The organism is Erythrobacter sanguineus, assembly GCF_900143235.1.
Classification (GTDB): domain Bacteria; phylum Pseudomonadota; class Alphaproteobacteria; order Sphingomonadales; family Sphingomonadaceae; genus Erythrobacter; species Erythrobacter sanguineus.
In genome coordinates, this window is sequence record NZ_FRDF01000004.1 from 89,383 (window position 1) to 109,700 (window position 20,318).

A 20,318-nucleotide genomic window follows, 5' to 3' on the forward strand; every position below is an offset into this window, starting at 1 on the left:
GCAATCGGCCCTCCCCTGCGTCATAGCGCGGCCCGTTCTCTCCTCCCCAGGATCCGCTTAACCGGAGCCCAAGAGGACACGCATGACTGAAATGACCACCCGCGCCGGCCTGGCCATCGATTCCCGGCTGGCAAGCTTCCTTGAAACGCAGGTTCTGGCGCCGCTGGGCCGCGATGCGGAGGCGTTCTGGAAAGGCTTTGCCGCGCTGCTGGCCGATTTTGTCCCGCGCAACCGGGCGCTGCTGGCCAAGCGTGAGGATTTGCAGGCGCAGATCGACGCATGGCATACAGAGCGTGCCGGAAAGCCCCATGATCCGGCAGCTTACAAGGCGTTCCTGACGCAAATCGGCTATCTCGTACCCGAACCGGGCGCGTTCCAGATCGGCACGCAGAACGTCGATCCCGAAATCGCCACCATGGCAGGCCCGCAATTGGTGGTGCCGATCCTCAACGCGCGGTTCTTGCTGAATGCGGCCAATGCGCGCTGGGGGAGCCTGTATGATGCCTTCTACGGCACCGACGCGCTGGATGCGCCGCCCGCCAAGCCCGGTGGCTATGACGAGGAACGCGGCGCAGCGGTGATCGTGCGCGGGCGGCAGTTCCTTGATTCCGCCTTCCCCTTGGCAAGCGGGAGTTGGGCCGATCTGGCAGGACGCGACGGCATCACGCTCGCCGAACCGGCGCAATATATCGGCGCAACCGAGAAGGGTGCGCTGCTCAAAAACAACGGCCTGCACATCGAAGTCGTCTTCGATTCGAGCACGCCCGTCGGCGCAACCGACCGCGCCGGGATTGCCGACATCATGGTCGAATCCGCGCTCACCACGATTGCCGATTGCGAGGATTCGGTCGCGGCGGTCGATGCGGCAGACAAGCTGCTGGCCTACACCAACTGGCTCGGCATCATCCGCGGCGATCTGTCGGAAAGCTTCGAAAAGGGCGGGCGTACGCTCACCCGGACGCTGGCGGGCGACAAAGCCTATAAGGCAGCCGATGACAGCGATCAGACATTGCCGGGCCGCAGTCTGATGTTCGTGCGCAATGTCGGCCATCTGATGACCAACCCGGCGATCCGCCTGCCCGACCCCGGCTCGGCGGCCGGGGCAGGCGGCTCCGAGATCCCCGAAGGCATCATGGACGCGGTCTTCACCAGCGCCATCAGCACGCTCGATGTCGAAGGCCATGGGCGCTTCGGCAATTCGCGGGCGGGCAGCATCTATATCGTCAAGCCCAAGATGCACGGGCCGGAAGAATGCGCTTTTACCAATGACCTGTTCGACGCCGTTGAGGATTTGCTGGAGCTTCCGCGCCACACGATCAAGGTCGGCGTGATGGACGAGGAACGCCGCACATCCGCCAACCTTGCCGCCTGTATCCATGCGGTGCGCGACCGGATCGTGTTCATCAACACCGGCTTTCTTGATCGCACCGGGGATGAAATCCACACCTCGATGCGCGCCGGGCCGATGCTGCGCAAGGGCGCGATGAAGGGTTCGGACTGGCTCAAGTCTTACGAGGCGCGCAATGTTGCCATCGGCCTCAAGCACGGCCTTTCGGGCAAGGCGCAGATCGGCAAGGGGATGTGGGCCGCGCCCGATCTGATGGGGCAGATGATGGTCGAGAAAATCGGCCACCTGCGCGCCGGTGCCAACACCGCATGGGTGCCTTCGCCCACCGCCGCGACGCTGCATGCGCTGCATTATCATGCCGAAGACGTGTTCGCGATCCAGCAGACCCTGCCCGAACCGGCGGGACTGGACGCGCTGCTGACCATCCCGCTGGCCGAGGGCGTGAACTGGTCCGAGGCCGAGATCACCGAGGAGCTCGACAATAATTGTCAGGGCCTGCTGGGCTATGTCGTGCGCTGGGTCGATGCGGGCGTGGGCTGTTCCAAGGTGCCGGACATCAATGATATCGGCCTGATGGAAGACCGCGCGACACTTCGCATTTCATCGCAGCACATCGCCAACTGGCTGCTGCACGGGGTGATCACTGAGGCGCAGGTGATGGATTCGCTCACCCGCATGGCCGCCAAGGTCGATGCCCAGAACGCAGGCGATCCGCTCTATACCCCGCTGACCGGCAACGAGGATGCACCCGCCTTTAGCGCCGCTAAGGACCTGATCTTCAAGGGCGTGGAGCAGCCGAGCGGCTATACCGAACCGCTGCTGCACCACTGGCGGCAGGTTGCCAAAGCGGGCTGAGCGCACGCAAGGGCCGGGGTGTGAGGCGTGGGGCGTGGGGCGTGAGACGCGGGGCTGGTCTAGGCCCCCTCGCCCTCATAGGCTTCGACGATCCGGCCCACGATCGGGTGGCGCACCACGTCGGCGGCGGTGAAGCGGATCGTGCCGAAGCCGTCCACGCCTTCCAGCCGCGTCACCGCGTCATTCAGCCCGCTCATGTTCGGGCCGCCGGGGATGTCGACCTGTCTGGGGTCGCCGCAGATTACCATCCGGCTGTTCTGGCCGAAGCGGGTCAGGAACATCTTCATCTGTTCACGCGTGGTGTTCTGCGCTTCGTCAAGGATGATGAAGCTGTCCGCCAGCGTGCGCCCGCGCATGAAGGCGATCGGCGCAATCTCGATCTCGCCTGAGGCAATGCGCCGCTCCACCTGTTCGGGCGGCATGCAATCGTTCAGCGCATCATAGAGCGGGCGCAGATAGGGATCGACCTTGTCCTTCATGTCGCCCGGCAGAAAGCCCAGCTTTTCGCCCGCTTCCACCGCCGGGCGCGACAGGATCAGACGCTGGACAGAGCCGGTGATCAGCTGGCTGACCGCCTGCGCCACCGCGATATAGGTCTTGCCCGTGCCTGCCGGGCCGAGCGCGAAGATGATATCGTCCTTGGCAAGGCTGCGCATATATTCGATCTGGGTGGCCGAACGCGGGACGATGGTCTTGCGGCGGGTGCGGATCATGATCGGCGGCGCATCGCTCTCACCCGAAATGATGCCTTCCAGAGTCGGTTCGCTGGACATCGCGATCAGCGCTTCGATCGCCCCGCTATCCAGATCCTCGCCACGCGAGAGGCGTTCATACATCGCTTTCAGCGTCTGGCGGGCGCGGGCGACTTCATCCTCCGGCCCTTCGATCACCACCTGATGGCCGCGCGCGTGGATATACACCCCGAGCCGGTTTTCCACCTGCACCAGATTGGCATCGAACTGGCCGAACAGCGGGCCGAGCAATGACTGGTTCTCGAAGGTCAGCTCAACCCGGGCGCGCCGGGGAGCGGGAATGCCGCGCGGATCGGGCGAAAGGGCCGGATTGGCGGCGCGTGAGGGTCGTCGGCCCATAGGTTCCTTTGCTTCGGGGCGCAGGAAAAGCCCGGCGCTTGAGTCGGAAAGGTAGGCGCGGCTGGCGGCAAAGCAAGCCGGGGACGATGAGATGGCGGTGGAAAGTCACCGAGTTGCAACCTCGGCAGGATGGCCGGGGTTCAGGCCGCGGCGTTTTCGCGCACCAGCCCCATCAGCGAATTCGGCCCAGCTTCGGCGATTTGCACCTCGACGAGGTCCCCAATCGCATAGTCGCCATCAAACCACACAGATTGCAGCCATGGCGACTTGCCGAGCCATTGGCCGGGGTTGCGCCCGGTGCGCTCGACCAGCACTTTGCAGGTCTTGCCGACGCTCGCCTGATTGAACGCCAACTGATGCTGCGCGATACGCGACTGGAGGCGTTGCAGGCGCTCGTCCATGATTTCGGGCGCGATCTGGCCGTCCATCGTGGCCGCAGGCGTGCCGGGGCGCGGGGAATATTTGAAGCTGAAGGCGTGGGCGTAGCGGACTTCATCGACGATCCGCAGCGTGTCTTCGAACTCGGCCTCGGTTTCGCTGGGGAAGCCGACGATGAAATCACCAGACAGGGCGATATCGGGGCGCACGGCGCGGAATTGCTCCAGCAGCCTGAGGTAGCTTTCGGCGGTGTGCTGGCGGTTCATCGCTTTGAGCACCCGGTCGCTGCCGCTTTGCACGGGGAGGTGCAGGTAGGGCATCAGCTTGCTGACTTCGCCGTGCGCGGCGATCAGGGCTTCGTCCATGTCATTGGGGTGGCTGGTGGTGTAGCGAATACGCTCCAGCCCGTCGATTGCGGCGAGCGCGTGGATCAGGCCCGCAAGGCCCGCCGCCCTGCCCTTTTCGTCCTCTCCGCTCCAGGCGTTGACGTTCTGACCGAGCAGGGTGATTTCTTTCGCGCCGGTCTCAACCAGTTTGCGCGCTTCGGTGACCAGATGACTGAACGGGCGCGAGATTTCCGCGCCGCGAGTGTAAGGCACGACGCAATAGGTGCAGAATTTGTCGCAGCCTTCCTGCACGGTGAGGAAGGCGCTGGGACCGCGCTTGCGCCGCGCCGGGAGCCCGTCGAACTTGGCGATGGCGGGCATGTCGGTATCGGTTGCCCGCTCGCCTTGCGCCGCCTTGTCGAGCATCTCGGGCAGGCGGTGATAGGCCTGCGGGCCGACCACGATGCTGACCGCAGGCGCGCGCGCCATGATCTCCTCACCCTCGGCCTGCGCGACGCATCCGGCGACCGCGATCATCGGCGCCCTTCCGCCTTGGGCCTCCGCCTTGTTGCCCGCCTTCACCAGCCGGCCAATGTCGGAATAGACCTTTTCGGCGGCTTTCTCGCGGATGTGGCAGGTGTTGAGGATGACCAGATCCGCCTCCTCGCCCTCGGGCGCGGGCTGGATGCCGCGTTCCCCCAGCAATTCGGCCATGCGCTCGCCATCATAGACGTTCATCTGGCAGCCGAAGCTTTTGACCCGGTAGGTCTTGGGGGGAGATTGCGGTTTCATGAGGCCCGCGCCTTTAGCGGCATGCGCCTCAGATGCCAACACCCGTGCGCTCCTGCGCAAGCAGGAGCGCACGGGTGTTGGCAGAATGGGTTCCTGCTTTCGCAGGAACTCACTTGTGGGAAATTACGAAACGGTCGCCTTGACGATCTTGCCCGGCGCGCGCGGCGGTTCGCCCTTGGGCAGGGCGTGGACGTGTTCCATGCCGCTTTCGACCACGCCCCACACAGTGTACTGCTTGTCGAGGAAGCGCGCATCGTCGAGGCAGATGAAGAACTGCGAATTGGCGCTGTTCGGGTTCTGCGCGCGGGCCATCGAACATACGCCTTCGACGTGGGGTTCGGCGTTGAATTCCGCCGCCAGATCGGGCTTGTCACTGCCGCCCATGCCGGTGCCGGTCGGATCGCCGCCCTGCGCCATGAAGCCATTGATCACGCGGTGGAAGATCACCCCGTCATAAAAGCCTTCGCTCGCCAGTTCGGTGATGCGCGCAACGTGGCCGGGGGCGAGATCGGGGCGCAGCTTGATCACAACGTCGCGGGCCTCGCCGTCGCCGGTGTCGAGGGTGAAGGTGAGGGTATCGGCCATGTCGTGTCTCCTGAATGAATTTGGCGGCTTCTATAGCGCGCGTGGCGTGACTGTCACCCTCCCCGCTTGCTTTTCATCACCCCCTGCCTAAACGCCTGCACATGGCCGAAGATCGCATTCCCGACGACGATCTGCTCATCGCCGATACGGGCGAGGTCGAAGTGCGCCCTGACGACCGCGTGGATGACGAACGCCACGATCAGGAAAACCGGCTCAAGCCTGCCTATGTCAGCGCGGTCCACATCGCATTGGAAGCGGGCGACAAGGGCGCGGTCTATGATCTGGTCGAGCCGCTCCACGCCGCCGACATTGCCGACCTGATCGAACTGCTCGACCGCTCGGAACGCGCGCAGCTCGCCTCGGCGATCAGCGATCTGATGACCAGCGATGTCATCGCGGAACTGAACGATTACGTCCGCGAAGACCTGATGGACACCCTGTCCGCGCAGGCAGTGGCGGTCATCGCCGAACAGCTCGACACCGATGATGCAGTGCAGCTGATCGAGGATCTCGACGAGGCCGATCAGCGCGCCGTCATGGCGGAACTGGAGCCGGAAACCCGCGCCGCTGTCTCCAGCGCGCTGGCCTACCCGGAAGAAACCGCGGGCCGATTGATGAGCCGCGATTTCGTGGCGGTGCCCGAACACATGACCGTGGGCAACCTGATCGATTTCCTGCGCGACGAAGGCGATCTGGAGCATGATTTCTTCGAGGTTTTCATCATCGATGAAGGCCACCACCCCGTCGGCACCTGCGCGCTGAACTGGATCCTCACCACCCCGCGCTCTGTCCGGCTGACAGACCTGATGCAGCGCGACCAGACCCTGATTCCCGTCACGATGGATCAGGAAGAAGTCGCGCTGATGTTCCAGAAATATGCGCTGATTTCCGCCGCCGTGGTGGATGAAAGCGGGCGGCTGGTGGGCCAGATGACGGTGGATGATGTGGTGCACATCATCTCCGAAGAAGCGGGCGAGGATGCGCTGCTGATGTCGGGCGCTGGCGATGGCGACATCAACGAACCGCTGCGCGAGGCCTTCTCCAGCCGGGTGCGCTGGCTGATCGCCAATCTCGGCACGGCGGTGGTCGCGTCTTCGATCATCGCGCTGTTCGGGGCGGCAATCGAACAATTGGTGGCCCTGGCCGTGCTGATGCCGATTGTCGCCAGCATCGGCGGCAATGCCGGGACGCAGACGATGGCGGTGGCCGTGCGCGCGATTGCCACCAACCAGCTGACCCGCGCCAACACGCGGCGGATATTGTGGCGCGAATTCCGCGTCGCGCTGCTCAATGGTGGCACCATCGCAGCCTTGATCGGGGTTGCGGCGGGCCTGCTGTTCAGCCCGATGATGGGCGTGGTGATCGCGCTGGCGATGGTGATCAACATCGCGGTGGCGGGCCTTGCAGGCGTGCTGGTGCCGGTGATTTTTGAACGGCTGGATCAGGATCCGGCCGTCGCCAGCAGCGTGTTTGTGACGATGATCACGGATTCGATGGGCTTCTTTGCCTTCTTAGGTTTGGCAGTGGCGGCAGGCCTCGCCCCGCTCTAACCCCCTCCCCGAGAGATGATCGGGGAGAGAAATCATGGCAGGACGGGTTGAAGGCAAGGTGGTGCTGCTGACAGGCGGCGCAATGGGTCTGGGCAAGGCTTCGGCCAAGGCGCTGCTGGCCGAAGGCGCAACCGTGATCATCACCGATATCGACGAGGCGGCGGGCCGCGCCGCAGCAACCGAACTGGGCTGCGAATACCTGCCGCAGGATGTGACAGACTGGGCGCGCTGGCAGAACGTGATTGCCGAGGTTGAGACCACGCACGGCCGGCTCGATGTGCTGGTCAACAATGCCGCAATCACCGTGTTCGGTTCGATCGCCGACATTTCGCCGGAGGATTTCAAGCGCTGTTACACGGTCGATGTCGATTCGATTTTCATGGGCTGCAAGGCGGCGATCCCCTTGATGGCGCGCTCTGGCGGGGGCTCCATCGTCAACTTCTCCAGCGCGGCGGGCAACAAGGTTTCGCCTGATCTGGCCGCCTATAACAGCGCCAAGGCGGCGGTGGTGACACTGACCAAATCCATCGCGCTTTACTGCGCGCGCGAACAGAACGGCATCCGGGTCAATTGCGTGCAGCCGGGCACGATCCTCACGCCCAATGTCGAAAGCGTGATCGCCGGAACGCCTGATCCGGACGCCACCCGCGCGGCGTTTTCGGTGGCGCAACCCATCGGCCGCATGGGCGAGGTCGATGATATCGCGCATCTGGTGGTCTATCTCGCCAGCGACGAAAGCAAATTTGCGACCGGGGCGCCCTTCATTGTGGACGGGGGCCTATCTATCGCTTGATCGCGCGAGGCTTTGGCCCACATTGGCACCATGCCACTTCACCTGACCAAGATCGCGTTCGGCGCGAAAAGCTATGACCAGTTGGCCGGATGGTATGAGGGGCGATCCGATATCCGGCTGACCACCCGCAACCGCCCGACCCGGCATGAAGAAGTGGTGGGCGGATCGCTGTACTGGATCATCAATCACGCCATTGTCGCGCGTTCGCCGATCACCGGCTTTGCCAAGACCGAGGACGGGCGCTGGGACATCTGCCTCACGCCTGATCTGATCCGCGTCCACACCCAGCCCAAACGCGCGCATCAGGGCTGGCGTTACCTGACTGAGGACAAGGCTCCGCGCGATGTTGCCGCGGGCGAGGATATCGGCGATGCGCTGCCCGGCAGGCTGGCGATGAAGCTGGAGCGGCTCGGGCTGGTGTGACCTGCTATTGCAGCGTGCGCCCCTGCCGGATCAACTGCGCCAGCCGCACGCTGGTGCCGCCGACATTGCGGCGCGCATGATCGGCACCGACCGTGGCCGCGCTCGCCGTCGCTTCGGCAAACAGCCGCCCGCCGACCGAAACCACCACCAGATGCCCGGATGACGCCTTGCGGCTGGCCTCCACCGCCTCGCGCAGTTTTACCAGCGCGCGCTGACGCGTCAGGGCATCGGACAAGGCAATATCGACCGCGTCATGGCCTTGCGCCGCAATCTGGTTGGCAAGCGCTTCCTTGGTTTCGGGAAAGGCCATTTCGACCTGCCAGCCGGCATCGGTGAACTGGTCGGCCAGCATCGCGGTGGACAGCATGTGCGATTCGCCCGGCGCAGTCGCCAGCAGGATCGAATAGCGGCTGCGGCGCAGGGTGCCGGTGCAGGCATGGGTGCGCACCGCATGGCCTGCCAGCTGCAGCATGCTGATCCCGATGGTGAGATCGAATTCGCAGCACTGGTCGGCCAGCCAGGCATCGCCCATCGCCCGCGCCACCGGCTCGATCAGGTGCGACAGGATGTCATCCGCGCTCCAGCCCTGTTCGGCGATGCTCGCCAGTTGCGCGTTGATCCGCGCATCATCCCCTGCCAGCGCGAGCTGTGCCAGGCCCGGCACGTAATGCGCCAGCGCGTGCGGGGCGAGATCACTGGCGCGGGTGGTACGGCGCGGATTGTCCTCACGGCTGTAAAGCAGCAGATCCCAGTCCGAAAACAGCCGGCCCGAGACCATGTGTTCGGTCAGGATTTCGATATCGCGGTGACGTTTGTCGCACTGGATCGATGACCACACGGTCGCCAATCCATCAGGCGGCCCTTCGAGCGTCTGGAGAAACCGGCCGTTTTCGTAAAGCAGCATCCCGGTCACGCCAAGGCTGCGATTGCGCTGCCGCGCGTGGGCTACAAGCTGTTCGAGTTCGCTTTCCGAAGGCCGCAAAACCGCGCGGCTCTGATAGGTCAGGCAGCCGATCCAGCTGGCTGAATTTGTGCTGACGGATCCCGTATGCAACTGCATTGCACCCTCCCCTGCGCGGTTCGGGACAAGCGGGCAGACCGGCGGGGCTTCTTCGCGGCCCCTTGCGACAACCCGGCGGATGATCCCGTCCGCGGATTTTCTCGACTTCCGGACATCCCACCTTAAAGGCAGCCCAGCTTCCGACGTACCGGTAATGCCAGGGCATCAGCACGACTCCGGAATATTGACGTAGCGTCAACCATTGCGCCGCCAGCGTCAATCCCCAAAGCTGAATAGCGGATTCACCCTGACTGCCGGACGCAGCGGATGCGGCATCAACCGGCGGCGCGAATCTTCTCTGCCACCCGGCGCAGCGCGTTGACATAGACCTCGGGCGCCTGCGCGCCGGGGATCAGGAACTTGTCTTGCACGATCATCGCCGGAACCCCGGAAATGTTCATGTCCCACGCCTGCTGTTCCTCGGCCAGCACGCGCGCTTCGAGATCGGGATCGTCAAGCGCGGCCCGCGCCGCCTCGCGGTGGAGCCCGGCGCTGGCGGCGATATCGAGCAGCACCTCCCGGTCGCCCAGATGTTCACGCCGGTTGAAATGGGCGCGGAAAAGCGCGAGCTTGAGCGCGGTCTGCGCCTCCGGCCCGGCCTGTTCCAGCGCGAAGGCCAGCAGCTTGTGACAATCGCGGGTGTTCCACATCATCGCCGGCGGCGCCTCGCCTGCGCCTTCGTAGGAAAGGGACACCCCGGCGCTTTCGGCAATCGCCTTCATCTGCCCTTGCAGCGCAGCGCCTTCCTCAGCCGAGCGGCGATACTTGCGTTGCAGATGCGCTTCCTGCCGTTCGCCTTCGGGCGGCATGTCGGGGTTGAGTTCGAACGGTCGCCAGCGAATCTCGGCGGTGATTTCGCCCTCAAGCTGGCTCAGCGCCTGCGATATCTGGCCATAGCCGATCAGGCACCACGGGCACATGACATCGGAATAGATGTCGATCGTCAGACGCCGGGGTTCGTTGCCGGTCACTGGTCAAGCCACCATGCAATCAGGTGATGGGCGATGGCGAATTTCTGCGGGAAGATCATCTGCTCGTTGCCGTCCGGCCCGGCGGCGCGGGCGTCCTCCAGTTCGGCACGGGTGAACCAGCGCGCATCGTCAAGCTCGGTGCGGTCGATGGTGATTTCCGGATCGTCGGCCACACTGGTGCAGCCGATCATCAGCTGGCTGGGGAAGGGCCAAGGCTGGCTGGCGATGTAACGCACATCGCGCACGCGCACGCCTGCTTCCTCGTGGATTTCGCGCGCAACCGCTTCCTCGATGGTTTCGCCCGGTTCGACGAAGCCTGCCAGCGCAGAATACATCCGCGGCGGAAAGCGCGGCTGGCGGCCCAGCAGCAGCCGGTCTTCATGTTCGACCAGCATGATGGTGACCGGATCGGTGCGCGGGAAATGCTGCGCGCCGCACGCATCGCAATTGCGCTGCCAGCCGCCCTTGGCCGGTTTGGTCGGCGCACCGCAATTGGCACAGAACCGGTGGCGGGCGTGCCAATCAATCAGGCTGCGCGCCCCGCCATAGAGCGCCAGATCTTCCGGCTGGAGCATCTGCATCACCTGCCACGCGCGCGGCATGGCGGGGCCGCTGGCGCCCTCGACCGGGACCGGCGCGAAATGCGCGCGGTCGTCCATCATCCCAAGGAAGACCAGTTCGGTATCTTCGCCAACATCCGCCAGCGTGTGCCACAGCAGCCGCCCGTCATCATCGAATTCGGGCAGCAGACCATCAAGGTTCAGCACCCGCGCGCGCCAGTTCATCAGATTGCCGAGCGCCGCCGGATCGACGCGGATATTATCCGCACGGTCGATCGGCGAACCGGCAAAGGCCATCGGGGGTACGGCAGAAACGGGCAAATGCATCACGCTGCCTTCTTTGCGCGCATGGCGACCATATCAGCCTCCATCGCGGCAAGGAATTCGTCACGCACCGGATAGGCCTCGGACGGCATGTACTGGGTGAACAGGGTCGAACGCAATTTCAGCCCGTAATCGACCGCCGCCAGCGTCCCCGCCGCGCCGCCCCAGCCAAAGCTTTGCCCGACCGCCCGCCCGCCGGCGCCGTGGCCCTGCCCTTCCATCCAGCTGCCGGTGGTATCGACCGTGGCGGGCAACAGGTCGGACGTGCCCACCCGCACCGCCTCCTGCCCCATCACCCGCACCCGGTCGATGGTGCCATAACCCAGCAGCATCCTGAGGAAGCGGTCATAATCCCTCGGGCTCGACACCAGCCCGCCGCCGCCAGCAGGCACTTCGGGCGGGTCAAGGAAGATCGAATTCACGCCCGGATCGATCGGAAAGGCATTGCCCGCGATGATGCCGTAATTGTCGGTCAGCCGCGCCGCCTCGCTTTGCGGAACCTGCATCCAGGTGCTGGTCATGCCGCAGGGCTCGAAGATGCGCTGGCGCAGGAAGGCCTCGAACGCCATCCCGCTCGCCACCTCGATCACCCGGCCGAGCAGGTCGATGCTGCACGAATAGCTCCATTTGGTCGCGGGCTGATGGATCAGCGGCAGCTCTGCAAGGCGATCGGCGAAAGCCGCCAGCCCCGGCGCAGGCGTGACCGGCGGAAAGCCCGGAATCGGCATCCGGCTGACCCTGCCACCGACCAGCCCGGCCTGATTATAGGCATCGAGCAGCGGCCCCTTGTTGATGATCTGATAGCCCAGCCCGGCGGTGTGGGTCAGCAGCTGGCGGATGGTGATCGGACGTTCGGCTGCAACCGTATCCTCCAGCGGCCCTTCCGGGTCGACCAGCACCTGCATGTCGCGGAAGGCGGGCAGGATGTCATGCAGCGGCTGATCAAGCGCAAGCCGGCCTTCGTCGATCAGGATCATCGTCGCCATGCCGGTGATCGGTTTGGACATCGAATAGATGCGGAACAGCGAATCCTCGTCCACCGGCGTGGGCCGCGCCAGCGACAGCGTGCCGCCGCCAACCGTATGGGCATGACTTTCACGGCCCCAGCCGAAGGTCAGGAACATGTTGGCGACCTTGCGTTCCGAAACATAGCGGTTGGCCATCGCCGCGACATTGGGCCAGGCTTCGCTGACATCATGGGCCAGCAAGGCGCGACCGAACGGCAGGCCCGAAAGCGCCGCGCCCGCCGCCAGCAACGAACCGCCCCGGAACAGGGCACGACGCGACAGGGCGGCGGAGTCTAATGCGGTGATGGTCATGGGAAATGAATCTCCGAAAGGCACATTTTCCTACCCTGTCTGCGGCAGGCGGGCGCATGGGTCAATCGCCTCAGGCTGCTGCATTGTTGCAAAACCTTGCAAATCGCAGGTGTCCTATGCATATAAAACACATGCTCAACGCCCTTGCCTATCTTGTCGGCCTTGTCAGCCTTGTGATCGTGATCCCCGCGCAGATCCCGTTGCTGGGATGGGCCAATTGGTTCGCGCTGCCGCTGATCGTGATCGGGATCATCCTTGGCGCGCTGTCGTCAAAGGACGGTGGGCGCAATTTCTGCCTTGTCGTGCTGCTGATTGCGGCGGTGCGGCTGATGCTGGGCGGCGGATTCTTTTAACCGCCCGCCAGCGCCAGCCGTGCGGCCTTGGCAAACAGGGTCGCCAGCCCCGCGTCCTCGATCTGGCTGACGGGCCGCCACTGGCCTTCGCCCGGCGGCGGCGAATCCGTGTCCAGCGCCATCACCCGCAAGGTCAGCTGCGCATGGGTAAAACCGTGGCGCACCGCGCCCAGTTCGCGCCAGTCGCCCGCCAGCGGCACCATGCCCGAACCATCGGCCCTCGCGCTCCAGCCATCATCGGGCAGTGCGCGCATCCCGCCCAGCATCCCCTTGCCCGGACGGGTGACAAGCCAGACCTCGGCTCCGCCCTGCCGGGTGATCCAGAACGCGGTTCCGGATCGTTCGGGCACGGGTTTCTTCGCCGGTTTGACCGGCAGGCGTTCGGGCGCGCCCGCTGCATGGGCGCGGCAATGCGCGCGCAGGGGGCATAACAGGCAGCGCGGACTGCGGGTGGTGCAGGTTTGCGCACCCAGATCCATCATCGCTTGCGCAAAATCGCCCGCGCGCGTTGCGGGCGTGATACCGGCGGTCGCCGCACGGATCGCCTTTCTTGCCCCCGGCAGCGGGTCCGTGATCGCAAACAGCCGCGCCGTTACCCGCTCGACATTGGCATCGACCACCACGGCCCGCTGGCCAAAGGCGATCGCGGCGATGGCCGCAGCGGCATAATCGCCCAGTCCGGGAAGCTGGCGCAGCTCCGCCTCGGTCGTTGGAAAACCCCCGCGCACAGCCACTTCGCGCGCGCACTTCATCAGATTGCGCGCCCGCGAATAATAGCCCAGCCCCGCCCACGCAGCCATCACCGCATCATCAGGCGCAGCGGCGAGCGCCGTGACATCGGGCCACAGCGCGGTGAATTTTTCGAAATAGGGCTTCACCGCCGCCACTGTCGTCTGTTGCAGCATCACCTCCGACAGCCACACGCGGTACGGCCATGCCGGATCATCGGGCAACGGCGCACCGGGCGGCAGGCGCCATGGCAAGGCGCGCGCATGCTTGTCGTACCAGGCGAGCAAATGATCGGAGATACTGGCAGTCACGCCGCGCCTATGGCATGGCGACAAGTCTCATGGGAAGCGACAACACAGGCAAGATCGGCAAACCGTCCAAAGCGCGGCCTTACACCCGGCCGCGCGGCACCGGCGCGCGCGCGATTGGCGACCTGATGCCCGAAATCGGTCGCACCGCGTTCCGCCGGTTCGGCTTTGTGCAAAGCTCGGTCGTCACCCGCTGGCCGGAAATCGTCGGCCCGGCCCATGCCCGCATCTGCAGCCCCGAAGCGATCCGTTTTCCTCCCGGCGAGAAGGCTGAAGGGATCCTGCAACTGGTGGTTGTCCCCGCCCATGCCCCGCTGATCAGCCAGGTCATCCCCGAAATCATTGACCGGGTGAATCGCTTCTTCGGTTACAAGGCGGTGGCGCGGGTCAAGCTGCGGCAGGGCGCGGTCAAGCCGGCGCAGGCCGACAAGCCCGCCAAGGCCCCGCCATCGCTCAAACCGATCCCGCTTGAACTGGGCGACAGCTTGCGCGACATCGGCGATCCCGAATTGCGCAGCGTGCTCGAATCTCTCGCCCGCAGCCTTGGCGACAACGAACCCTCCAATCAGGAACAGGACCCGACATGATCTTGCGTTCCCTGCGTCCCCTTGCCGCCCTTGGCGCCGCGCTGATCACTTTGAGCACGCCGGTTGCTGGCCAGCAGAGCCTTGCCAATCCCGGCAGCGATTTCGTCGATGATCGCCCGCAAGGCAATTGGCACGCGGTGATCGCCCGGACCGAGCGTGGCCACCTGATCGGCAATCCCGATGCCGACACGCGCCTGATCGAATTCATCAGCTACACGTGCAGCCACTGCGCCAATTTTGCGGTTCAGGGGGAGCCCGCGCTTGATCTGACGCTGCTGATGCCCGGCAAGATTGGGGTGGAAGTGCGTCCGGTGATCCGCAACGCGCTTGATCTGACCATCTCGCTGTTGGCGCAGTGCGGCGATCCGGCGGGCTTCAAGGATCGCCACCGCGCCTTCATGTACAGCCAGGGGGACTGGATCGCAAAGTACCAGAACGCGCCGCAAAGCCAGCAGTCGGCCTGGGCGCGCGGCGACAAGGCCTCGCGCATGAATGCTGCCAATGCGCTGGGCTTTACCGACATGCTGGTCAAGCGCGGCCAATCGCTGTCCGAAGTCAATGCCTGCGTGATGGATGATGCAGCAGCGCAGCAGCTGGTCAATAATGCTGCCGCCGACAATGCCGAATTCGATGTGGCAGGCACCCCGAGCTTTGCGCTTGATGGCAAGCTGCTGGAGAACGTCCACAACTGGGATTCGCTCTATCCGGTGCTGTCGGCCCACTTCACCCCTGCACCGGACGGCGGCCTGTCCACCTCCGGCTGACCGAGTTGTTCACAGCGTCCGCGCGCACCCTTGCTGCAACGGCGCGCGCGCGGTTATCTTTCTTTGCCCACCAGTCCAAGGACCCTTTCCCGATGAACGCCAGCCGCCTGTTCAAACTTTGCCTGCTCGCCGCCGCACCGCTCGCGCTTGCCGCGTGCGATGATGCCGCCGGCCCCGGTGAGGTCGCCAATGGCGAAGCCCTGCCCGCGATTGCCGCACCGGCAGGCACGAGCTGGGCCGAAACCGTCACCGTTACCCCCGAAGGCGGCTACAGGATCGGCAATCCCGAAGCCCCGCTCAAACTGGTCGAATTCGCCTCGCACACTTGCGGAGCCTGCGCCAATTTCTCGGTGACCGGCAAGCCAACGCTCAAGGACAAATATGTCGCCAGCGGCGTGGTCAGCTTCGAGCAGCGCGAAATCTTCCTCAATCCCTTCGATATCGTGATCGCCACCATGGCCCAGTGCGGTGCAAAGGAACGGATGCAGCCGCTGTCGGACGAAGTATGGCAGAACCTGCAGCAGGTTTTCGCCGGATTGCAGGGCAATCCCGATGCGGTGCAGGCCGCCGGTCAGCTTCCGGTCGACCAGCGCTTTGCCCGTATTGCCGAAGTGACCGGTCTGATCGATTTCTTCGCCGCCCGCGGGCTGAGCGCCGATCAGGCCCGCAGCTGCCTTGGCGATGGCGCGAAGATCACCACCATGGTCGAGACGACCGAGGCCCAGGCCAAGGAATTCAACATCACCGGCACCCCGACTTTCGTGCTCAACGGCAAGAAGCTCGACGTGACCCAGTGGCCGCAGCTTGAACCCATCCTGCAGCGCGCCGGCGCGCGCTGACGGCAACCGGGGCGAAACGATAGCCTGATGCAGATCCACCGGCTCAAGCTCAGCGGATTCAAGAGCTTCGTCGAGCCGGCGGAACTGCGCATCGAGCCAGGGCTGACGGGCGTGGTCGGCCCCAATGGCTGCGGCAAATCCAACCTGCTCGAAGCGATCCGCTGGGTGATGGGGGAAACCTCGGCCAAGTCGCTGCGGTCGGGCGGGATGGAGGATGTGATCTTCGCGGGCACATCCACCCGCCCCCCGCGCGATTTCGCCGAAGTGGTGCTGCACGCCAGCGACGACGGCGACGATGAACTGGTCGTCACCCGCCGGATCGAACGCGGCGCGGGTTCGGCATACCGCGTCAATGGCCGCGATGTGCGGGCCAAGGATGTGGCGCTGACCTTTGCCGATGCGGCCACGGGCGCGCATTCCCCGGCGCTGGTCAGCCAGGGCAAGATCGCGCAGGTGATCGCCGCCAAGCCGACCGAACGCCGCGCCATGCTGGAAGAAGCCGCCGGGATCGCCGGGCTGCACGTCCGCCGCAAGGATGCCGAAAGCAAGCTGCGCGGGGCTGAGACGAACCTTGCCCGGCTGGAAGACCTGATGGCCGGGCTCGACGCGCAGATGTCCACGCTGAAACGGCAGGCAAAGCAGGCCGAACGCTATACCGAACTGACCCGGAAAATTCAGGTTGCCGAGGCCCGATTGCTGTTCGCCCGCTGGCGCGAAGCAGCATTTGCCGCAAAGGAAGCCCGCGCCGCCGCGACAAGCGCCAATGCCGCCGTTGCCGAGGCGCAAGGCCTGGTCGCCGCAGCGCAGGCCGGACAGGCCGAGGCCGCGCAACAGCTCGCCGATGCGCGCGAGGAACTGGCCGACCGGCGCGACGATGCCAGCGCCCATGGACACCGGATGGCCGCGCTCGCCGAAAAGCTCGAAGCTGCCGAAACCCGGCTGGCCGATCTCACCCGCCAGCAGACGCGGCTGGAGGAAGACCGCGCCGACGCCGACAGGTTGACCAGCAGCGCGGTTGCGGCGCTGGCGCGGCTCGATGCCGAGGTTGCAGCCAGCCGCACCGCGGTAACCGACGCCGAAGCCGCCCGCCCGGCGCTTGCCAACCGCGCTGATGACAGCGATCGCGCCAGCCGCAGCGCCGAACTCGCGCTGGCCAAGGCGACCGCCGATCACGCCGGGGTCGAGGCCGAATGGCGCGTCGCCGAAGCAGCGGTGGAGCAGGCCCAAGCGCGGCTGGCGCGGCAGGAGGCGGAACTGGCACGGCTCACCCGCACGCGCGCTGAACTTTCCCAAAGCGGCGATCCGCAAGCCGAGGTGGTCGCCGCGCGCGCCGCGGCTGAGGCAGCGGCGGGCGAACTGGCGCGGTTGCAGGAAAAACTCGCCGCCGGTCAGGCGCGCAAGGGCGAATTGCAGGCCCATCGCGACGAGGCATCGGCAAGGCTCGCCACCGCAAGGGCAGAACTCGCCGGGGTCGAGCGCGAACATGCCGCGCTGGCCCGCGACCGGGACGCGCGGGCAAAGCGCGAGGCCGGGCGCCAGGGGCTGGCCACCGCGCTTGACCGGGTGACGGTTGCGCCGGGCCATGAACGTGCGCTGGCCGCGGTGCTCGGGCGTGACGGCAAGTCGCCTCTGGGTGCGCCCGCCGCCCCGCAGGACGGGCGGTTCTGGACCGGGGCCAAAGCGCCCGCACCGCTGGCCGACAGCTTGCTCAATCATCTGGGGAATTGCCCTGAGGAACTGCGCGCCCGCCTTGCAATGGTGCATTGCGTGGATGCTGATGATGGCCGCACGCTTACCCCCGGCGAATGGCTGGTGACCCGCGCGGGCCACTTGCGCCGGTGGGACGGGTTCATCGCGCGCGGCGAAGGGGCAGCGGAAGCCGCCCAGCTGGAAGCCGCCAACCGCTTTGCCGAACTGGATACAGCGCTCCCGCCCTTGCGCGCAGCCGCCGCTGCGGCAGAGGCCGAAGACAAGGCCGTGCGCGAGGAACTGGCAACGCTCCAGACCGCGCTGGTCGGGCAGGAACGGGGCATAGCGGGCGCGATCGAGGCCGAACGGCAGGCCCTGCGGCGGCTCGATCAGGCCGAGGCAGCGAAGGAACGGCTTGCCGCGCGGCTGGCCGAACTGGCCGCCAGTGCCAGCGATCTGGAAACACAGGTGGAGGCGGCGAACACCGATCTTGCAACCACCCGCGCGGCGCGCGAACGCCTGCCCGCGCGCGATGCCGGGCGCGCGGCGCTGGAAGCTGCGCAAGCGAAGAACGCAGCCGCCCGCAACGCGGTGCAGGCTGCCCTTGCCGAACTGGCCGCGCAGGATCAGGCGCTGGCCGTGGCGCGCGAGCGGCTGGCCGCGCAGCAGGCCGAGCAGGCCGGGTGGAAAGCACGATCGAGCGATGCCGAACGGCGCATGGCCGAAGCTGCGCGGCGGCTGGCCGAAATCGCCGAAGAACGCGCCGTCCACGCCGCCAAACCCGCCGCGCTGACCGCCGAGATCGAGGCGGGCGAGGCCACCCGCACGCGGCTGACCGCCGAACTCGCCGCGGCCGAAGGCGAGATGCGCGAGACCGAGGCCCGCCAACGCGCCGCCGATACCGAACTGGCCGCCCGCACCGAAACGCTGGCGCAGGCGCGCGAAGGCCGGGCCAGCCTTGCCGCACGGGCCGAGAACGAAGAATCGCGCCGCACCGAACTCGCCCGCATTTCTGGCGAACGCTTTCAGTGCCCGCCCCCGCTGCTGGGCGAACATTTCGGCTTTACTGAGGATGACATCGCGCCCGCCAGCAGCGAATCTGAGGAACTCGAACGTCTGACCGCAACGCGTGAACGGATCGGCCCGGTCAACCTTGTGGCCGCTGAGGAGCTTGCCCGGATCGAGACCGAGCATGGCAACAATGTCAGCGAACAGGCCGACCTTGCCGAAGCGATCGCCCGGCTGCGCGGTTCCATCGGCAGTCTCAACCGCGAGGGTCGCGAACGGCTGCGCGCCGCTTTCGAGGAAGTCGACGGCCATTTCCGCGTGTTGTTCACCCGGTTGTTCGAAGGCGGCGCTGCGCATCTGGCGCTGGTCGACAGCGATGATCCTTTGGAAGCAGGCCTTGAAATCTACGCCCAGCCGCCGGGCAAGCGACTGCAATCGCTGTCGTTGCTGTCAGGCGGCGAGCAGGCCTTGACCGCGACCGCGCTGATCTTTGCGCTGTTCCTCACCAACCCCGCGCCGATCTGCGTGCTAGACGAAGTCGACGCGCCATTGGACGATGCGAATGTGGAACGGTTTTGCGACCTGCTCGATTCGATGGTTCGCAGCACCACCACGCGGTATCTGATCGTCACCCACAACGCGGTGACAATGAGCCGGATGCATCGATTGTTCGGCGTGACGATGGCGGAAAAAGGCGTCTCGCGCCTGGTCAGCGTCGATCTGGGTGAAGCCGCGCTGATAGCGGCGGAGTAGCCCCCTTCATGCCTCCAGCGCGGCTGCGAGCCGCGCGCGGATCGCCTTGATCGCCGCGATCGTTTCACTCATCTCGGGGCCTTCGGTCACCATCAGCTGCACTCCCGGACTGTCGGCCCCATCGGCAACGGCACGGCGATCACCGCTGCGGCGATCCTCGTGCCGGCGATCAATGCCAGGCTTGCCCGACGCGCGCAGCACCGCTTCGGCGCCTTTCAGCGTATAGCCCTCGCGGTTGACCAGCCGGTCGATCATCTCGACCATTGCGACATCGGAAGGACGATAATAGCGCCGCCCACCGCTGCGCTTCAACGGTTTGAGCAGCGGGAATTGCTGCTCCCAGTAGCGCAGAACATGGGGTTTGATGCCGAGCGCCTCGCTGACTTCGCCGATGGTGCGCAGCGCGCCCTCGTCCTTCCCGTCACCGAATTCGGTCATTGGCCCTTACCCTTGCCTGTCAGCCCGTGGCCCGTCAGCCCTTGGCAATCCGTTCCTTGAGCAGCTGGCTCGCGCGGAAGGTCATCACCCGGCGCGGCGTGATCGGCACTTCCACCCCGGTCTTGGGATTGCGGCCGATCCGTTCGTTCTTGTCGCGCAGCACGAAGCTGCCGAAACCGGAAATCTTGACATTTTCGCCCTTGGCGAGCGCATCGCTCATCTTGTCGAGGATCGCTTCGACCATTTCGAGCGATTCCGCCCGACTGAAGCCCATCTTGCGATTGATGGTTTCGGCCAGATCAGCCCGGGTCAGAGTGCCTACTGAACGCATCATGCGCCTTCTCCTTCGTTGGCGCGACCCATCAGAAGAACTTGAGCTTACTATTTTCCGCCAAGATTGCAATGCGATGGAATGCTGAATGTTGAGTTTTCAGCAATTGTGTTAGCGTTACCATTGCGCCACGCCGCAAACCTC

Annotated in this window: 19 protein-coding genes; 9 read left to right on the forward strand and 10 right to left on the reverse strand. The window is 65.4% G+C overall.

The features are described from left to right. Window positions 1-82 precede the first annotated feature (82 nt). Window positions 83-2,203: a malate synthase G gene (locus tag BUA05_RS04040; RefSeq protein WP_072673377.1), complete on the forward strand. Its 2,121-nt coding sequence runs from the start codon at window positions 83-85 to the stop codon at window positions 2,201-2,203. Window positions 2,204-2,262: 59 nt separating this feature from the next. Here BUA05_RS04040 and BUA05_RS04045 read toward each other — a convergent pair whose 3' ends face one another. The 3 genes from BUA05_RS04045 to BUA05_RS04055 all read right to left on the reverse strand — a co-directional run bounded on the left by BUA05_RS04045 (window position 2,263) and on the right by BUA05_RS04055 (window position 5,375). Continuing rightward, entirely contained in the window at window positions 2,263-3,294 is a 1,032-nt protein-coding gene (locus BUA05_RS04045) for a PhoH family protein (RefSeq protein ID WP_072673378.1), read from the reverse strand. A gap of 140 nt (window positions 3,295-3,434) precedes the next feature. Beyond that, entirely contained in the window at window positions 3,435-4,790 is a 1,356-nt protein-coding gene (miaB, locus tag BUA05_RS04050) for a tRNA (N6-isopentenyl adenosine(37)-C2)-methylthiotransferase MiaB (protein ID WP_072673379.1), read from the reverse strand. A gap of 123 nt (window positions 4,791-4,913) precedes the next feature. Then, window positions 4,914-5,375: a peptidylprolyl isomerase gene (locus BUA05_RS04055; protein WP_072673380.1), complete on the reverse strand. Its 462-nt coding sequence runs from the start codon at window positions 5,373-5,375 to the stop codon at window positions 4,914-4,916. A gap of 101 nt (window positions 5,376-5,476) precedes the next feature. On the opposite strand from BUA05_RS04055, the gene mgtE reads away from it, so the two are divergent. From mgtE to BUA05_RS04070, 3 genes are read left to right on the forward strand one after another with little or no spacing between them, the layout of a single operon-like run. Next, window positions 5,477-6,925: a magnesium transporter gene (gene mgtE / locus BUA05_RS04060; RefSeq protein WP_084662462.1), complete on the forward strand. Its 1,449-nt coding sequence runs from the start codon at window positions 5,477-5,479 to the stop codon at window positions 6,923-6,925. Between the two features lie 34 nt (window positions 6,926-6,959). Beyond that, window positions 6,960-7,718 (forward strand): glucose 1-dehydrogenase, encoded by a 759-nt coding sequence (locus tag BUA05_RS04065; protein WP_072673381.1) that lies wholly within the window; start codon window positions 6,960-6,962, stop codon window positions 7,716-7,718. Between the two features lie 30 nt (window positions 7,719-7,748). Then, entirely contained in the window at window positions 7,749-8,141 is a 393-nt protein-coding gene (locus BUA05_RS04070) for a DUF1489 family protein (RefSeq protein WP_072673382.1), read from the forward strand. Window positions 8,142-8,145: 4 nt separating this feature from the next. Here the strand turns inward: BUA05_RS04070 and BUA05_RS04075 are convergent, their stop codons facing one another. The 4 genes from BUA05_RS04075 to BUA05_RS04090 form a co-directional block, all read right to left on the reverse strand. Continuing rightward, the gene (locus BUA05_RS04075) at window positions 8,146-9,195 is read right to left on the reverse strand and encodes a BLUF domain-containing protein (protein WP_178139136.1); all 1,050 of its coding nucleotides are present in this window, start codon (window positions 9,193-9,195) and stop codon (window positions 8,146-8,148) included. Window positions 9,196-9,476: 281 nt separating this feature from the next. Then, window positions 9,477-10,172, reverse strand: a complete 696-nt coding sequence (locus BUA05_RS04080; protein ID WP_072673384.1) for a DsbA family oxidoreductase — start codon at window positions 10,170-10,172, stop codon at window positions 9,477-9,479. Then, on the reverse strand, window positions 10,169-11,059 hold the full coding sequence (nudC, locus tag BUA05_RS04085) for an NAD(+) diphosphatase (RefSeq protein WP_072673385.1): 891 nt from the start codon (window positions 11,057-11,059) through the stop codon (window positions 10,169-10,171). Before nudC ends, BUA05_RS04080 begins: the two co-directional genes overlap by 4 nt. Further along, complete coding sequence (locus BUA05_RS04090; protein ID WP_072673386.1) at window positions 11,059-12,375, reverse strand: serine hydrolase domain-containing protein; 1,317 nt, start codon at window positions 12,373-12,375, stop codon at window positions 11,059-11,061. The genes nudC and BUA05_RS04090 overlap by 1 nt, the downstream gene beginning before the upstream one ends. Before the next feature lie 131 nt (window positions 12,376-12,506). Between BUA05_RS04090 and BUA05_RS04095 the strand changes: the two genes are divergently transcribed. Beyond that, on the forward strand, window positions 12,507-12,728 hold the full coding sequence (locus tag BUA05_RS04095) for a hypothetical protein (RefSeq protein ID WP_072673387.1): 222 nt from the start codon (window positions 12,507-12,509) through the stop codon (window positions 12,726-12,728). Here the strand turns inward: BUA05_RS04095 and BUA05_RS04100 are convergent. Continuing rightward, window positions 12,725-13,768, reverse strand: a complete 1,044-nt coding sequence (locus tag BUA05_RS04100; RefSeq protein WP_072673388.1) for an A/G-specific adenine glycosylase — start codon at window positions 13,766-13,768, stop codon at window positions 12,725-12,727. The two genes, BUA05_RS04095 and BUA05_RS04100, sit on opposite strands and share 4 nt — an antisense overlap. Window positions 13,769-13,782: 14 nt before the next feature. On the opposite strand from BUA05_RS04100, the gene BUA05_RS04105 reads away from it, so the two are divergent. The 4 genes from BUA05_RS04105 (at window position 13,783) to BUA05_RS04120 (ending at window position 19,405) form a co-directional block, all read left to right on the forward strand. Next, window positions 13,783-14,352 carry a DUF721 domain-containing protein gene (locus tag BUA05_RS04105; protein WP_178139137.1) on the forward strand — a complete coding sequence of 190 codons (570 nt, stop codon included), beginning with the start codon at window positions 13,783-13,785 and terminating at the stop codon, window positions 14,350-14,352. After that, complete coding sequence (locus BUA05_RS04110) at window positions 14,349-15,116, forward strand: thioredoxin domain-containing protein (RefSeq protein ID WP_072673390.1); 768 nt, start codon at window positions 14,349-14,351, stop codon at window positions 15,114-15,116. Before BUA05_RS04105 ends, BUA05_RS04110 begins: the two co-directional genes overlap by 4 nt. Before the next feature lie 92 nt (window positions 15,117-15,208). After that, window positions 15,209-15,955 carry a DsbA family protein gene (locus BUA05_RS04115; protein WP_072673391.1) on the forward strand — a complete coding sequence of 249 codons (747 nt, stop codon included), beginning with the start codon at window positions 15,209-15,211 and terminating at the stop codon, window positions 15,953-15,955. 27 nt (window positions 15,956-15,982) lie between these two features. Beyond that, on the forward strand, window positions 15,983-19,405 hold the full coding sequence (locus BUA05_RS04120; protein ID WP_072673392.1) for a chromosome segregation SMC family protein: 3,423 nt from the start codon (window positions 15,983-15,985) through the stop codon (window positions 19,403-19,405). Between the two features lie 6 nt (window positions 19,406-19,411). Here BUA05_RS04120 and BUA05_RS04125 read toward each other — a convergent pair whose 3' ends face one another. Continuing rightward, window positions 19,412-19,843 carry a MerR family transcriptional regulator gene (locus tag BUA05_RS04125; RefSeq protein WP_072673393.1) on the reverse strand — a complete coding sequence of 144 codons (432 nt, stop codon included), beginning with the start codon at window positions 19,841-19,843 and terminating at the stop codon, window positions 19,412-19,414. Window positions 19,844-19,877: 34 nt separating this feature from the next. Continuing rightward, complete coding sequence (locus BUA05_RS04130) at window positions 19,878-20,228, reverse strand: integration host factor subunit alpha (RefSeq protein WP_281247008.1); 351 nt, start codon at window positions 20,226-20,228, stop codon at window positions 19,878-19,880. Between the last annotated feature and the right edge of the window lie 90 nt (window positions 20,229-20,318).